The organism is Pseudomonas sp. p21 (assembly GCF_001642705.1).
Taxonomy (GTDB): domain Bacteria; phylum Pseudomonadota; class Gammaproteobacteria; order Pseudomonadales; family Pseudomonadaceae; genus Aquipseudomonas.
Genome location: NZ_LWBV01000009.1, coordinates 63,832 through 77,620, shown reverse-complemented (window position 1 = coordinate 77,620; position 13,789 = coordinate 63,832). Strand labels below are relative to the sequence as shown.

The window sequence follows — 13,789 nt, the reverse complement described above, 5'->3', positions numbered from 1 at the left end:
TGCCTGGAAGCTTGACTAGGACAGCGGAGTAAGCGATTGGACAAACATCTGATTCGTTTTTTGGAGGGCGACGATCCATTGATGCAAAGTGCGATCGACGCGCTCAAGCGCTATCACGAAGCAATCGACGCCGCTGCGCCGGAGGGAGAGGTGGAGCGTCTGAAAAATGAGGCGGAATCGCTTTTCCAGGCAGTCTCTGACTACCTATTGCGCGTCACTGGTGGAGGAGTGGGCCCGCTCCATTGAGGGGAATTCCTTATGATTTGCAATGATGGTTACTGATCAGCGGATCAGCGGGCAACGGTGAGTTTGCTGTGGCGGCATGAGCTCCGATCCGCTCTAGTGATTTTTTTGCAGGCGTAGTAGCGTTTGGCCTCTACACATGCAGGGATAGCTATGTCTACTAATCGCTTCATCTCAATCGATGTCGAAACCGCGAACTCATGGTTTGGCTCCATTTGCCAAGTCGGGGTAGTGGAGTTCGTTGATGGACAGATCGTCAATGAGTGGGAAAGCCTGGTCGATCCTGAAGACGATTTCTTCGAGTTCAATACGCGAATTCATGGCATCACCGCTGTCATGGTCGCAGGCCAACCTACTTTCCAAGCAGTGCTCGAGACGGTACGGATGCTGGCCTCGGATAGCTTGATCACCAGCTACGGCCATTTTGATCGCGCAGCATTCAGCCAAGCGTGTGATACCCGCAAATTACCACCCATGGCTAATGATTGGCTGAACATCCAGTCTGCGGTGAGGCGCGCCTGGCCAGATCGTTATGCCACCGGGGGATATCGACTCAACGCCGTCTGCAAACACTTGGGCATTCCCCTCGCTCGCCATCACAACGCACTCGACGATGCCCGGGCTGCCGGCATTGTCTTGCTCAGAGCTTGTGAAGCGAGTGGGATCCATCCCCAAGATTGGTTGGCAAGAAATCGTCAGCCTATTCAGATCGCAGCAGCTTCGGTTGTTAACGCATCCGGCCCGCTGGCCGGAGAAGGTATCGTCTTCACCGGGGCGATGCAGATGGCTCGTCAGAAGGCCCAAGATCTCGCTGCCGCAATGGGATGCGAACCCTCGAATGGCGTGACCAAGAAGACGACCATCCTCGTTGTTGGTGACCAAGATCTGAGCCGGCTTGCTGGAAAACAAAAGAGCAGCAAACACCTCAAGGCTGAAGAGCTTATCAAGGTTGGCCAGGAGATTCGCATCATCAGTGAGTCCGACTTCCTGGCCATGGTTAGTATTGACGAAGCGGACAGGCAGCCCGCTGCCTAGTGTTGCTTCGACGATACGTCTAGCGAGGGCCGTAATGGGAAATCATCAACAGCTCGTCGATCAAGCTGTAGGCGGTGAGCTACCGAAGCTGGCGATTGATTTTTTTATTGTTTTTTCGCGATTTGAATGTGCGCTCAAGCGATCCGGTACCTATGCCTTTTCTGATAGAGGTAGGGCGAGTGCTGATTGGGACAGGTTCGCGCGCGACCTTGGCGATGACTTTCTGAGAAGGGTCGCCGCTCAAGGAGTTGCCCATGAGCTGATCAACTGCCCTCCCAAGCGACAGGTGCTGCTGCCCAACGGGAGAGGGTTGGGATGGCTGGACTCTGTCCCAGTTACAACTGTCGTGGAGCTCTTCCTTGCGATACGCCGGGTGCGAAACAACCTTGTGCATGGCGCTAAATACCGAGATGGAGCGACAGGACTCGCAGTGCAATTAGAAGGTGCCGAGCGAGATGACGTCCTCCTGGATCAATCATTGACGGTGCTGGGCTTGGCACTTGAGGCCAGCGCAAATGTTCAGCGCTACTTCGGACGTTTCTGAGCCATCCGCGATCAGCAACTGAGAGTGGCTCATCAATTGGTTTTGATGGCCCTGACCGCATCATGCTGCCAGGCTGGTTGAGCTCGATTCGATACGGTGTGACCGAGATGGGCCCGCGGCGGTCGGTGTCGCTGGGTTTTACCTTCATCGACAAGGGCGAAGGGATGTTCGAAACCTGATCGAGTTTGCCGGGCTGGTATTGGAGGCCTGCGCTTGCCATCGGTATCGTCGCCAGCTTGATGCGCCACTATATGGCTACCGCTGATTGATTGGCTGGGCTAGGATTGGCCGGCTGCAGCATCACTCCAAAACAGAGCGTGCCTGAATGCCTGGGCCGCCGAGAATGGTTAGCCAGAAGGGAATCGAGCGTTGATACTCAAAAAAATGCGCGTCTGTGGTTTTCAGTCGTTTGGCGCCGAGCCGGTCATCATCGATTTCGAAAAGCTGACTTTTTTCATCGGGCCAAACGGATCTGGTAAGACGGCGACATTGCAGGCCTTGTGCCGCCTTTTTGCGTTTGATCCTAATCAGCGCAGACTGCGCAGGTCAGACTTCTTCGTTCCCCATGATGAAGAAGATTTGCCGAAGGAGCGCAAGCTGTGGATTGAGGCTGATTTCCATTTTCCCGAGATCGCCGATCACGCCAAAGAGCACCCCACCATCCCTTGCAACTTTGGTCATATGCGCCTAGATGACATTGGCGGTGTCCCGCGCGTGCGGTATCGCCTGGATGCGACGCTAGGTCAGGATGATGAAATCGAGCAGAGCCTGCGTTATGTCTCAGAAGCCGAAGAAGACGGCACTCCCATCATCACCGCGCCGGTACCGCGGGACGAGCGCAACCAGATTCAAGTGCATTACCTCCCGGCGCGCCGCGACCCCGCAGAACACATCACCTACGGTGCGAACGCACTTTTGGGACGCCTGCTGCGAGCGGTCAACTGGACGGATCAGCGGGAAGAAATCAGCAAGTTGTCGGAAGGTATTTCCAAAAGCCTTCGCAACAACCGTTCAGTTAGCAACCTGGGTGAGGGAATCGCGAGGGCATGGGGACAGTTGCATAAAGGGGCGTTTTTCAAAGACCCAAGCTTGACGTTTGTCGCAAGCGAGATCGAATCCTTACTGCGACATCTGTCGGTGTCGTTTACCCCTGGGCATGGTGAGCAGCAGGTCGATTTTTCCAGATTGAGCGACGGTCAGAAGTCGATGCTCTACCTGACGCTGGTACTGTCCTCCCAGGCCGTTGGCAGGGCTGTACTCAACGGGGATGACGACTCATTCGACGTGGATAAACTCAGGCCAGCCGTGTTCACCATCGTGGCGCTGGAGGAGCCGGAAAACAGCCTGTCGCCTCACTACCTTGGTCGGATCGTATCGTCGCTCAAAGCATTGGTGGATGATGAAGAGTCACCAGATGCGCAGGCGCTGATTGCAACGCATGCGCCCTCGATGCTGCGGCGTGTTGAGCCGGAGAACATTCGTTATCTGAGGCTTGATGATTTCCGGCGCACGGTTGTGACCACGATCAAGATGCCGCCAGACAAAGATGGGGAGCAATACAAGTACGTGCGGGAAGCTGTTCAGGCGTTCCCTGAGGTGTATTTTGCCAGGCTGGTCATTCTTGGCGAGGGTGACAGTGAGGAAATCGTACTGCCTAGACTGCTTGCTGCCAAAGGGCTCCTTGTGGACGAGGCAGCTGTCTGCATCGCGCCTCTCGGCGGTCGGCACGTAAACCATTTCTGGCGCCTGTTGAGTGGGTTGGATATTCCCTACGTGACGCTGCTTGATCTTGATGTGGCGCGTTTCGGAGGCGGCTGGGGTCGCATCAAGTATGTGGCTGCGCAGCTCCTGGAACACCGTCATGACGATCAGTTCCTATCCCTGGCTGAGATCAAAGGTTTGCCGAAATGGAACGATGCCACAAGCAAGATCCTCAAGATGGCGAAAGATCCAAAACAAAGGCCTTACATCCATCAGCTCGAATCCTTGGACATCTTCTTCTCTGCGCCGATGGACTTGGATTTCGCTATGTTGTGCGCATTCCCCAACGCTTTTGGCGTGGAGACCGGGGACTTGGTCGCACCTAATGTGGGGACGGTCAAATCAGTGCTGGGCGACAGCTTTTTCGACAAGACCCAGTACAGCGTGCTTCAGCGCAAATATTTCGGTGCTTATCACAAACTCTTCAAGCTCGACAGCAAGCCGAAGTCGCACATCCAGGCCTTGGCGAGCCTCGACAACGAAGAGCTCATCAAGAAAATGCCGGCATCGCTCGGAAGGCTGGTTGACCGGGTGATTGAGCGAGTGAAGGAACTTCACGAATGATCAAACCCGAGGATTGGAAACCATCAGAGGGTATCTTGCTTGAGCCAAATGCGGAGCTTGCTGTGCGTGAGCAGCAGCGTTGCGTGGCGTTAACGGCGGGGCCTGGGGCAGGAAAGTCGGAGTTGCTGGCTCAGCGAGCCGACTACCTTCTAACAACGGGCGCCTGTCGTTACCCCAAGCGAATTTTGGCCATCGCGTTCAAGGTAGATGCCAGTAACAACCTGAAGGAGCGCGTATGGCGTCGGTGTGGCTCGACGTATGCGGGGCGTTTTGACAGTTACACGTTCCATGGCTTCGCGAAAAAAATAATTGATCGGTTCCGACCGGTGCTCACTGGCTCCGACGCCCTCGATTCTGGTTTCAAGGTCGTTAGCAACGGCAAGGCGCACCCAAAGCAAACCGAGTTCAAGCTACTCATCCCGCTCGCCATCAAGATTTTGGAAGCTTATCCCCCAGCTGCCAGTGCGATCCGACAGACATACAGCGACGTGTTCCTCGACGAGTTCCAGGATTGCACCGAAGAGCAGTATGCGCTGGTCAGCAAGATCTTCGTGGGGTCAGGGCGGCGTGTGACCGCGGTCGGTGATGTGAAACAGAAGATCATGGGATGGGCAGGTGCTCTGGAGGGCATCTTTGGCACGTTCGCGGGTGACTTCGAAGCATTGCACCTCAACATCTACCGAAATTTTCGTTCACAACCACAGCTGCTTCGTCTGCAAAACGAGATCGTGAAAGTACTCGATCCAGACTCCGAGATGCCTGCTGAGCTGCTTGAGGGGGAGGGAGGGGAGGTACATGTTCTTCATTATGCAGATTGCGAAGATGAGGCTGAGGACTTGGCCGCGAAGATCAGCGAATGGATCAACGTCGAAGGTATCGCGCCGGCCAGGATCGCCGTACTGTTGCGCATCCAGCCCGAAGCTTACACCTTGAGGCTTGCCGCGGCGCTCGACAAGTGGGGCATCAGCCATCGAAATGAAAACCGCATGCAAGACCTGTCAACCGAGCCTATCGCACTGGTCGTGGTCGACTACCTGCTGTGTATTTATGGCTCAAGAGAGCCTCAGGCGTGGACACGCCTCATGCGTCGTATTGTGCCACCCGAGGACGACGTCGCGGGCAGCTTGAAAACGAATTGGGGCAGGTTCATCAAGGAGGCGCGCAAATCCGCTTCAGAAGACCTAGTCGGCAACACGTACGACCAGCGTTGGGCGCTCTTGAAGGAGTTCTTCTTGATGGTGGGTACTCCTTTGCTGGTAGGGCTTTCGCATGACTACGAGACACCGGGGCGACTCAGGGAAATTGTCCTGGAGGTGAAGAAGTACATCGACGAAGCCTTGGAGAAAGAGCCTGACCTTCTGAAGGCCTTAGCACAGCTCTCTGATGATCAATCGATTCGGATCCTGACCGTGCACAAAAGCAAAGGTCTGGAGTTCGATACGGTGGTGTTACTTGGGGTCGAGAACCAAGCCTACTTTGGCAAAGATCATCACGAGGTGCGATGCACGTTTTTCGTCGGAGTATCGCGTGCCGAAAGGCGACTTGTGGTGACAACAGCGAGTCATCGAGAAAACCTTGCGGGCCTCGATCACTGGAAACCAAATCGCACGGCGCAGGCCGAGTTTCTGGGGTATGCGGGCCTCTGGAAAACCCACCCCTGAGCCGGAATTCTCTCGCTTAGTTGGCTACTGCGCAACCGTGATTTGGCCTGCGCAGGTGCCAAATGTTCGTCCCTTGATCTAAATCCAAGAGAACAACCGAGGGTGGAGGCGAGTGGCGTTACCGAGGTCGACCAGGCTGATGTCGTACTACTGATCCTGGGCGCCAATTTCGGCTACGAGACCAAGACAGGAGAGTCGGTCACCCAGCAGGAATTCAGCCGGGCAAAGGCTACGGGTAAACCCATCCTGGCCTTCCTTGAAAACGTGGCGATGGAAGAACGGCAGAAGGCATTCTCCTGAGAGGTATCGGACTACCTTGATGGCCTGTTCCGAGTAATGTTCTCCGATCAGTCAGCGCTGTATGACGGCATCATCCAAGGCCTCAACCAGCTTTCCGTAAATCGTATGGCCATTGCTGAGCAGGAGTTCGTGCAGCGTCTGCAGCAGCGCAACGGCAATGGGCGCTGGGGTGGTTACGACCACGAAGCTCGCTTGGAGGTGGTCATCCTTCCGCAACCCGAAACCCTGGGCACACTGCGCCCACATACTCAGCATGAGGCTTTCTTTATCAAGCTCTGGCAGGCCGGGTTGGGTTCAATAAAAGGCGGCTACAAGGATTTCGACTCTGCTGATCAGACCGGGATTGATACCGCAGACGTGAAGTGGCGGCATCATGAGAGTGGGCTGAGTTGGTTGACGGTATCTCTCGCCAATACCTCCAGTTCGCGAAACATCATGGACTCCTTCTACCTTTCGCCCTCCAAGGTCAGGCAAGGAGCGGAGGCTGCTTTCACTTTGTTGAGCGAAGGAAAGAGTGGATGGTTCGCACTGTAGCAGGAGCACGATCTCCTCAAGGGTGCAGAGAAAGGTGGTCTTCTGGTTCAGAAATTCAGTGCATTGCTCGACGACCCCCTGCGTATAACCGCTGCTCGATATCAAGATGCCGGATACGCCTGTTTAGAGATCGACTTCATCTACCGGAATGGCTCAGAAAAGTCTGATGATAGGCAATGGATTTGTGTAGTCATCAACCACGCGCTGCAACTGTCGTACAGTTGCCTCCGCATTTCGTTCGTGACTTCGCAGTACGGTTTTGTAAACCGTGTCGAAATGAGTTGTGGGGATCGAGAACCGGCCATCAGGTAGGGGGGTAATGTCCCCGGACACCGCCAGGATAGCGAGGTAGTGACTGCCGCCGACATTTAACTCCAATGGTACTAGGCAGACTCCCTCGAAGGGCTCTGTTTTGCCATCTACGGCGAATTCCAATCTGGCGGTAGTCTCCTTGTTCAGGAATGCCAAGAACTCCAGAGTCTCTCTGGAACCGCGCATCAGCTCCGTCATACTGACTTCCAGTAGGCCCCTGTCCCTGAATGCCAGCTTGGTTTTTAGTAGCGTCTCTGCCACCTTCAACGCCCCTGGAAAACCTGGGAGACTTGTTCCATCGTTCACCATGAAGGTGGACTTACCGCCATGGAAGTCCATCTCGACCGAAAGCCCTTCAGGGCAGCTCAACATGCCGATCGCCTGCAGATAGGTGCAGAGATTTTCCAATTTGACGGGGGCTTCTGGATCGAGCGTTGAGACAAATTTGGCTCCTGATCCGTCCGCTCTGATGTACCAATCAAATAGGCCGCAGTCGACTCGAATCTGGAACGCATTCGATGGCAGCATCGCGTGTAGAGGACTGACATACGCGGCTGCTTCCACCTCGACGCTGTCTCCTGTGCGTCCATCTCGTAACGTGAGTATGCCTATCGCATTGGGGGCAGAAGGTTCAACAACCAAGGTGCCTATTGGGGCGTGGTGAAGGCTGTTGGGATCTTCCAGCCCGAAGCGCTTTGAGATGATCTGCATATCCTGCAGCTCGATAGGGCCTCCTCTGCCGAGGGAGGCTTCAATCATCGCGTGCAGGTTTTCATGGCCTACCAGGTTGAAGCGCATCAGATGGCTCCCGTTCTCGTAGCCGACCGTTTTCAGGAAGCGTTGCTTATCATCAGTGTACCGAGCCTGTGAGTTGCCTACGGCTCGGAGAAACTCCGTTCTCAAGCTGGTTGAGCCATTGAGGGTAATCTCTTGACCGAGTCCGAAGTCGATGACCATCTTGAGCTTGTGCAAACTGTCACGCTTGCCTGCCACCAGATGGGCATTGACCCGCTCCAAGATCTGTTGGATCAACTGCTCATCCACATGCCTAAGAAAGGCTCGGGAAGGCATCGGCCCCTGAGTGAAATCCATCAACAGGTAAAACGTCGGCAACGAGCTGGTAGCCATTTTACGTAGGTTGGACAGGGTGACGCTCACCTTGAGTGAACTAGAACGGGTCGACTTCACCTGCACTGTTCCAGTGATCACGGGTTCATGCAGCGTTTGCTGTGTCAGCGTAGTCGCATCTTGGTCAACCTCAACCAGAACGTCCCAACCATTCTTGTCGGCTTGTGATTTGTTGGCGGTGATTCCGTCGCCTGCACAAAGCGCCATGAAATAGAGCTCGCCGCTCGTCCCAATATCACCCACAGCTGTCCCTCGTTATGTGTCCGGGTATGATATCAGGACGCTGTGAGCGAGGAAGTGTTCGAAGAGCCTTTGCGTGCAAAGCATGACTGTACTGCGACTTCCTCTTTACGCTTGCCGCCACTAGCTTCGCATTTCTTGTTCGTACGCGTGCTCTGTCATTCTCTGATCAGTCGTTGAACGAGTGTGTAAAGCTCGTCGGCTAGATCCTTAGCACGCGCCCCATGGTGAAGCTCGCGATGACAGTTCGGACATACGGCCACTGCGTTGCTTACTCTGTCGGAGCCTCCAGAGGCCAGGCGCTTGACGTGGTGCACCTCAAGGAAAGGTAGCCCGCTTGCCTTTACAAACGGTGCGGGTTGTTGGCAGCACTCGCATTTGCCTTGAGCTTTCTGAAGGGTAAAAGCGACAACCTGTGCATCTCGAACGAACACATGGGTAGTACTCTCCAATTTTTCGGGCACACCTTGCCCCATCGGAATTTCGCGGACACCCTCACCGTAAATGCGAGCCACCTCTTGATCCAGCTCACTAGGACTCCTGCAGAGAACTGGCTTGGCTAAAGGAGGTGAGAGCGTCGCGAACTTTTTGTTCGCCACTCTCAGAGCTGTTTCAAGTTCGTGGTCAGATAGTTTCTCAAGATCAGACACAGCTACCGCAACCCAGCCGAGGCTAGGCCCCAAATGAGGGGCGCCTGCCTTGTTTCCATGCCTCCAGCAAGCTCGGGATTGCCGCTCCTTCTTAGTACCTTTATTAACGAGAAAAATCCGGCTGTCGCCGTCAATATAGGCCTGCTGAATTTCGCTGAGCGCTTCAAAGTAGGGAGCTGTAACGGTCTCTGCTTTGTACCCGTAGCGATAGGCGTCCTGAAAACCGCGTGAAGGTAGGAAGGCCCTAGCGGGCCCGCCATCCAATCCCTGTGCTACTGGAATCCATACAGATTCATCGCTTTCTTCGTATCTAGTGATCACAGATTTCGATTCTCATACCGGGCTAGGTACATGACGACTAACAGGACGAGCGATCACCGCGAGAATGATCATAAACGCGGCGAATGGAGATGTTATTCTCGCATCTCCCCACATGGGTCGAAGTCCTTGTGATTTGGGGCGGCGGGAGTGGCAAGCACACTGGCCGACTAAGGTTTGACGCTCGTAGCAACCAGCTCAGCGATGCCATTGCGTACTGCATCTATATTGTCGTCCAAGGTGGCGAGCGCCCCATTAACGTTGCCCACAACCGTGGCAGCTCCTCGATCACCGGCCCACTTGGCAAGTTCTTCGACTGCGGCGCGTAACGCTTCCTGGTTGTGGCTGAGGCGTTCAAGGACTTCAGCGGCTGTCCGTAGCTCTTTCATGATTAGCGTATCCCGGTGAGGTTGGCAGGAGACGTTGTAACACGGTTCGCTATCGGTAACAGCATCAGTTGCCCGTTATAGAAGTGAAAGCCAAGTGGGCCCGACGGTGGCAGATCGGGCAGAGTGCGATCAGGTTGGAGTACTCGTGCTTCTGGCATGCTGTCAAACCTTGGCGGCTTCAGCCCAACGCTGATAGCCGCGTTCGGCATGCTCCGGATTTGCCAGCTTGGGTTTTGTACGCAAGGCGAACGCCTTCTGGGCCAAGACCTCCAGCCGCTCAGCCGCCTTGGGCTGCCAGCCATTCTTTTCGAAGCTTCACCCGCTTCGCTTAAGAGTCAAGCGATGGGCCGCCCGCTCTTGGTTTGTGCGTGCTGGAGGCGGGTGCAACACCGATGGCTAGACGCCCCAAGGATGGCTATGATCTGCCAATCCCAATGCCAAGGACTCTGTGATGTTGCTCGGGTTGAACCTGCTGAAAAAAACCAAGGATGAGTTCCTCAGAGAGCTTGCGGATCTGGCGAAGGCGCCCAGTACGCTCATCTTCATTGACACCAACATCCTGTCTTACCTCTTCAAACTTCATGCCGCTGCTCGGCAAGAGTTCTTTGATTGGGCATCAGTGGCGATTGATGAGAATCGCTTCTTTCTCCCGGCATGGTGCGCTGGTGAGTACCTCGCACGTGTCAAAGAGAACCAGCTCCATTCCTATACCCCCAAGGGTAAGGGTGAACAGCACGCTAAAGCCCTTGAGGCGATGCTCGATACAGCTTCGCTTTTCGTTGATGATGCAGTGTTGCGGTCTACCAGCTTCACTGGCTCCCGTGCTGAGTATCTGGCTGGATTCCGAGAGGCTATCAACGAGCTCAGTCAGTACACTCAAGTTTTCAAGCATCAGTTCGACCGTGACAAAATCCATGCTGAGATCGAAGAATTTCTAGGCCCGGTTGTCCTGGACTCGCCGATCGCTCAGCTCTGTGACCGAGCTTCGAAAGAGGGCCCTTCGCGGATTGAGCACCGTCTCCCGCCTGGTTTCAGGGACGAGGAGAAGCCGGAGAATCGCTTGGGCGACTTAATCATCTGGCTGGAAATCCTTGGCTACAGCAAAACTCGGAGCGCGGACTTTACTGACGTTCTTTTTCTGACAAACGACGAGAAGTCCGACTGGGTGTATGCCCCGGCCAAGCGTCTTGATGAAGGGCGTAGAGGGAGGCGATCAATTCCCAATACAGGGCCAGTCCTGAAGATCATTGACCCCCGACTGGTATCGGAATTTAAGCAGGAGGTAGGCCTGGAGCATGTTGAGATTTGTACGCTTTCGACCCTGGTTCAAGGCCTGTCAAAAACTGATCCGACTGTAGTCGGACAGCTCGCTGCAGCGATCCAGATCGAGTTGGTCGCAAGTGACGGTCTTGCGGCAGAGGTCGCCGTAGCCGGTTCTGAAGAGCCAATTGCCGAAGCTGTCGAAGAGCAGGCCGCTGTCGCAGAGCCGGAAGTACCAGAGGTGGCCGCTGAAGTACCGGCGCAGGTTCATCCGGAACAACCTCCGGTTCCTGTTCAACCAGCGCCTGAGGCCAATGAGGCTCCTGCTAACGCATTAAGCCTTGCCATCCAGATGGCCGGGCTGCGTGATGCTGAGTATCAGTACGATGGGCCTGATGAGCTCAACGAGATCATCAACTCGCTTCGGTCGCACAACTGGTACATCCAGAACCCCGCCATCCTCAAGCTGGCATCGATATCGCAGAAGGAGTTCCCGGCGACCTCGTGGTTTGTGCTAGGACGCAATATTTACCAAGCGGCCTGTGGTAACGCACAGAAGGCCATGGACTTCATGGCTAACCTTGATAACAGTCTACGGCGCTTCCCGGAGCTGGTATCGAAGTACGTGCTAGCCGGCATGCTTTACGAAATCTACTTCGACGCTCAAGGGGAATTGCGCCAAACGTTCAAGGCGGGATCCATCGCAAAGCCGATGTCCCTTGTTGCTAAAGATGGCTACGAGGATGTTCGTGCCTTCATTCGCGCCAAGCTGGATGAGGCTCGCGCAAACCTGTTCTTCTATCCAGGTGATAATCAGCAGCGCACGGTTGTCGTTCAATCTGTGCCAGATGAGGGGGCAGAAGCGGAGGAGCGCGATCCGATGCGGGTTCTGACCTCGGTCACCCTGAACGGGCGTGAAATCTTGGTGGCCGCAAGGCCTGAAAATCATGACTGGTATAGCCGGTTTAGATCAGCTTTCCGACTCAAGGACATCTTGGACGATATTTCGATTCGACTCACGACTCCGCTTTGGGCGTTAGATGTGAACATCCCTATGGCGCATGCTGACGCTCGATTTGCACCACCTGCAGGCAGTGTGTTGGATCCATGTGTTGTTCTGACGCCTGCTGGTGAAGATTGAATCCATACTCGCAAACGGGAAATTAGCCATGAAACTCCATGCAGCGATGTTCGATGCCTTCGACGCGCTGTTGGAGACAGTTCGCGGAATGTCATGGACTCCTTCTACCTATGACCTTCCAAGGTCTGGCAGGGAGCGGAGGCTGCGTTCAGTTTACTGAGTGAAGGGAAAAGCGGGTGGTTCCAGATTGGCCTTTATGGCGTCGGCCACAAGCTATTTGCGGAGCCTCCGGCAACCCCGACCAACAGCATCTCGACACCGTTCCGCTCAACCAAAAACCTGGAAGAGCGAAGCCTCCTAATTTCCGGCGGCGTACCGGCACTGGCTGGACGAGGTGATGTTCCGTTTTGAGCGCAAAATGTCCATGTGAAAGTCTGTTTGCAAGCTAGCCTAGGCCTTGGAGCAGATGGGACGTCAACTCGCTGAAGGAAAGGAGGGGGCGCTATTGTTGATGCGTGCCGCCTGGGTTGAGGTGGCGTCTCAGGCACACAAGATTGCCGGCCTGCTGCTAGCGCCGGCTGGTGTTCGCTGTCACTTCTTGGCTTTGAGGGGCTGGAAGTCGGTAGCGATCGTATTCCACTTTTCATTGATCCACTTGAGCACGGTTCCGCGTCCTGGCGACGTGCTTTTTAGGTTAACCTTCAGCATTTTCTCAACTCGGAGCCGAGCTTCTTTAGTAAGGTCATTTCCACTGCCGTACACGAACTCAGTACCATCGCTGGCCATGCCGAGGTTATTCAGAAAACGGATCATCTCATAACCCTCTTTTCGGCTGAGATGGTGGCCGTCATCGTGGATCAGCTTCGGATTGTCGCCAGGGCTAGTCGTCCACACATAGTCGTACTGCAAGTCTTGCCGGGTTAATGTTGTCATGGCTGGTTGCTCTCTATACCCGCGAATTGGGGCTAAATAGAGATAGTGGCGATAGGCCGCCACTTCAAGTGGCGCTCCTATTATTCGCGTGACTAAGAGCAAGCCTCGTCCTGGCACTGTCTGGAATCGTCGCAGGCAACTTGAAGAGGGGGCGGCGACTCAAATCGCCGCAATAGCGCATCCGCTCATTCGTGAGCGTTAGCGGCATAAGGCGCAAAGCCCTGCACGTCAATCGCCCGAAGCTCGAAGTATTGGCCGTTTGCTTTGAGCGCTGTCTGCACTTGGCATACGCAGTACGGTGCCCCGTGATAGGTGTTACCTACCTGGATGTCGAAGGTAGATTCTCCTGCAGCAGCGTACTGACGTGAGAGCGTCAGGTTCTCAAGGCTACCCTCTGACTCACCGTTGGCCTCGGCGATCTCAATGACTAGGTCGCGTAGCGCTGCGGGCGCGGAATCAGTGACCTCTACTGTAAACTTCCGTTGGCGGCTAGCGCCTGTTCTCAATCCTCTTGACTCACTTGCGGTGCCGATTCGGTTGAGGGTGACGTGTACAAGTGTGACTACTTCCATGATCTAACCATATGGGTGATGGCCTGCTAGCAGGCATTCGCCGAGTGGGCGAGAGTTGAGGGGGAGCGGGTAGGCTGTCGCAGGCACCTAGGTTCTCAGTACCGTAGCTGTGTATCGCCGTCAGATGCAGTGGCTGTGCCGAGCCGATTTCTGCCAGGACATTGTAATTCAGTCAGTCAACGGGGCGCGTGCCTCCCTCGCGATGTTTTGCGGGCAACCGCTCCGAAGTCGCCGTGACTTGCATGCACCGAATGAGCACTGTGC

14 protein-coding genes are annotated in these 13,789 nt (G+C 55.0%); 8 read left to right on the top strand and 6 right to left on the bottom strand.

The window, feature by feature from the left end; translation table 11 throughout:
- Window positions 1-36: 36 nt before the first annotated feature.
- The 7 genes from A4C63_RS22630 (at window position 37) to A4C63_RS22600 (ending at window position 6,642) form a co-directional block, all read left to right on the top strand.
- Window positions 37-246 (top strand): hypothetical protein, encoded by a 210-nt coding sequence (locus tag A4C63_RS22630; protein ID WP_063914676.1) that lies wholly within the window; start codon window positions 37-39, stop codon window positions 244-246.
- A 150-nt stretch (window positions 247-396) separates the two neighbouring features.
- Entirely contained in the window at window positions 397-1,278 is an 882-nt protein-coding gene (locus tag A4C63_RS22625; RefSeq protein WP_063914675.1) for an exonuclease domain-containing protein, read from the top strand.
- A 34-nt stretch (window positions 1,279-1,312) separates the two neighbouring features.
- Window positions 1,313-1,822 carry a hypothetical protein gene (locus A4C63_RS22620; protein WP_063914674.1) on the top strand — a complete coding sequence of 170 codons (510 nt, stop codon included), beginning with the start codon at window positions 1,313-1,315 and terminating at the stop codon, window positions 1,820-1,822.
- A 369-nt stretch (window positions 1,823-2,191) separates the two neighbouring features.
- Complete coding sequence (locus A4C63_RS22615) at window positions 2,192-4,147, top strand: ATP-dependent endonuclease (RefSeq protein ID WP_063914673.1); 1,956 nt, start codon at window positions 2,192-2,194, stop codon at window positions 4,145-4,147.
- Window positions 4,144-5,808 carry an ATP-dependent helicase gene (locus A4C63_RS22610; protein WP_063914672.1) on the top strand — a complete coding sequence of 555 codons (1,665 nt, stop codon included), beginning with the start codon at window positions 4,144-4,146 and terminating at the stop codon, window positions 5,806-5,808. The genes A4C63_RS22615 and A4C63_RS22610 overlap by 4 nt, the downstream gene beginning before the upstream one ends.
- Before the next feature lie 102 nt (window positions 5,809-5,910).
- Window positions 5,911-6,108 (top strand): DUF4062 domain-containing protein, encoded by a 198-nt coding sequence (locus A4C63_RS26855; RefSeq protein ID WP_063914671.1) that lies wholly within the window; start codon window positions 5,911-5,913, stop codon window positions 6,106-6,108.
- A 36-nt stretch (window positions 6,109-6,144) separates the two neighbouring features.
- The gene (locus A4C63_RS22600; RefSeq protein WP_063914670.1) at window positions 6,145-6,642 is read left to right on the top strand and encodes a hypothetical protein; all 498 of its coding nucleotides are present in this window, start codon (window positions 6,145-6,147) and stop codon (window positions 6,640-6,642) included.
- Between the two features lie 153 nt (window positions 6,643-6,795).
- Here the strand turns inward: A4C63_RS22600 and A4C63_RS22595 are convergent, their stop codons facing one another.
- From A4C63_RS22595 to A4C63_RS27140, 4 genes are all read right to left on the bottom strand, one after another.
- Window positions 6,796-8,325: a hypothetical protein gene (locus A4C63_RS22595; protein ID WP_063914669.1), complete on the bottom strand. Its 1,530-nt coding sequence runs from the start codon at window positions 8,323-8,325 to the stop codon at window positions 6,796-6,798.
- Between the two features lie 155 nt (window positions 8,326-8,480).
- Window positions 8,481-9,293: an HNH endonuclease gene (locus tag A4C63_RS26950; RefSeq protein WP_305825987.1), complete on the bottom strand. Its 813-nt coding sequence runs from the start codon at window positions 9,291-9,293 to the stop codon at window positions 8,481-8,483.
- A gap of 167 nt (window positions 9,294-9,460) precedes the next feature.
- Window positions 9,461-9,679: a hypothetical protein gene (locus A4C63_RS26070; RefSeq protein ID WP_082888396.1), complete on the bottom strand. Its 219-nt coding sequence runs from the start codon at window positions 9,677-9,679 to the stop codon at window positions 9,461-9,463.
- 64 nt (window positions 9,680-9,743) lie between these two features.
- On the bottom strand, window positions 9,744-9,845 hold the full coding sequence (locus tag A4C63_RS27140; RefSeq protein WP_156510907.1) for an HNH endonuclease: 102 nt from the start codon (window positions 9,843-9,845) through the stop codon (window positions 9,744-9,746).
- Window positions 9,846-10,130: 285 nt separating this feature from the next.
- Between A4C63_RS27140 and A4C63_RS22580 the strand changes: the two genes are divergently transcribed.
- Window positions 10,131-12,080 carry a PIN-like domain-containing protein gene (locus tag A4C63_RS22580; protein ID WP_063914666.1) on the top strand — a complete coding sequence of 650 codons (1,950 nt, stop codon included), beginning with the start codon at window positions 10,131-10,133 and terminating at the stop codon, window positions 12,078-12,080.
- A 531-nt stretch (window positions 12,081-12,611) separates the two neighbouring features.
- On the opposite strand, the gene A4C63_RS22575 is transcribed toward A4C63_RS22580, so the two are convergent.
- A complete protein-coding gene (locus tag A4C63_RS22575; protein WP_063914665.1) occupies window positions 12,612-12,953 on the bottom strand; it encodes a hypothetical protein in 342 nt (113 codons plus the stop codon).
- A 185-nt stretch (window positions 12,954-13,138) separates the two neighbouring features.
- Window positions 13,139-13,525: a hypothetical protein gene (locus tag A4C63_RS22570; RefSeq protein ID WP_063914664.1), complete on the bottom strand. Its 387-nt coding sequence runs from the start codon at window positions 13,523-13,525 to the stop codon at window positions 13,139-13,141.
- Window positions 13,526-13,789: the final 264 nt, after the last annotated feature.

Excerpts from the sequence above, each read along its gene's own strand:
- A4C63_RS22625 (WP_063914675.1), top strand. The coding sequence starts at position 397 with ATGTCTACTAATCGCTTCATCTCAATCGATGTCGAAACCGCGAACTCA.
- A4C63_RS22620 (WP_063914674.1), top strand. The coding sequence starts at position 1,313 with ATGGGAAATCATCAACAGCTCGTCGATCAAGCTGTAGGCGGTGAGCTA.
- A4C63_RS22610 (WP_063914672.1), top strand. The coding sequence starts at position 4,144 with ATGATCAAACCCGAGGATTGGAAACCATCAGAGGGTATCTTGCTTGAG.
- A4C63_RS22600 (WP_063914670.1), top strand. The coding sequence starts at position 6,145 with ATGTTCTCCGATCAGTCAGCGCTGTATGACGGCATCATCCAAGGCCTC.
- A4C63_RS26070 (WP_082888396.1), bottom strand. The coding sequence starts at position 9,679 with ATGAAAGAGCTACGGACAGCCGCTGAAGTCCTTGAACGCCTCAGCCAC.
- A4C63_RS22580 (WP_063914666.1), top strand. The coding sequence starts at position 10,131 with ATGTTGCTCGGGTTGAACCTGCTGAAAAAAACCAAGGATGAGTTCCTC.
- A4C63_RS22575 (WP_063914665.1), bottom strand. The coding sequence starts at position 12,953 with ATGACAACATTAACCCGGCAAGACTTGCAGTACGACTATGTGTGGACG.
- A4C63_RS22570 (WP_063914664.1), bottom strand. The coding sequence starts at position 13,525 with ATGGAAGTAGTCACACTTGTACACGTCACCCTCAACCGAATCGGCACC.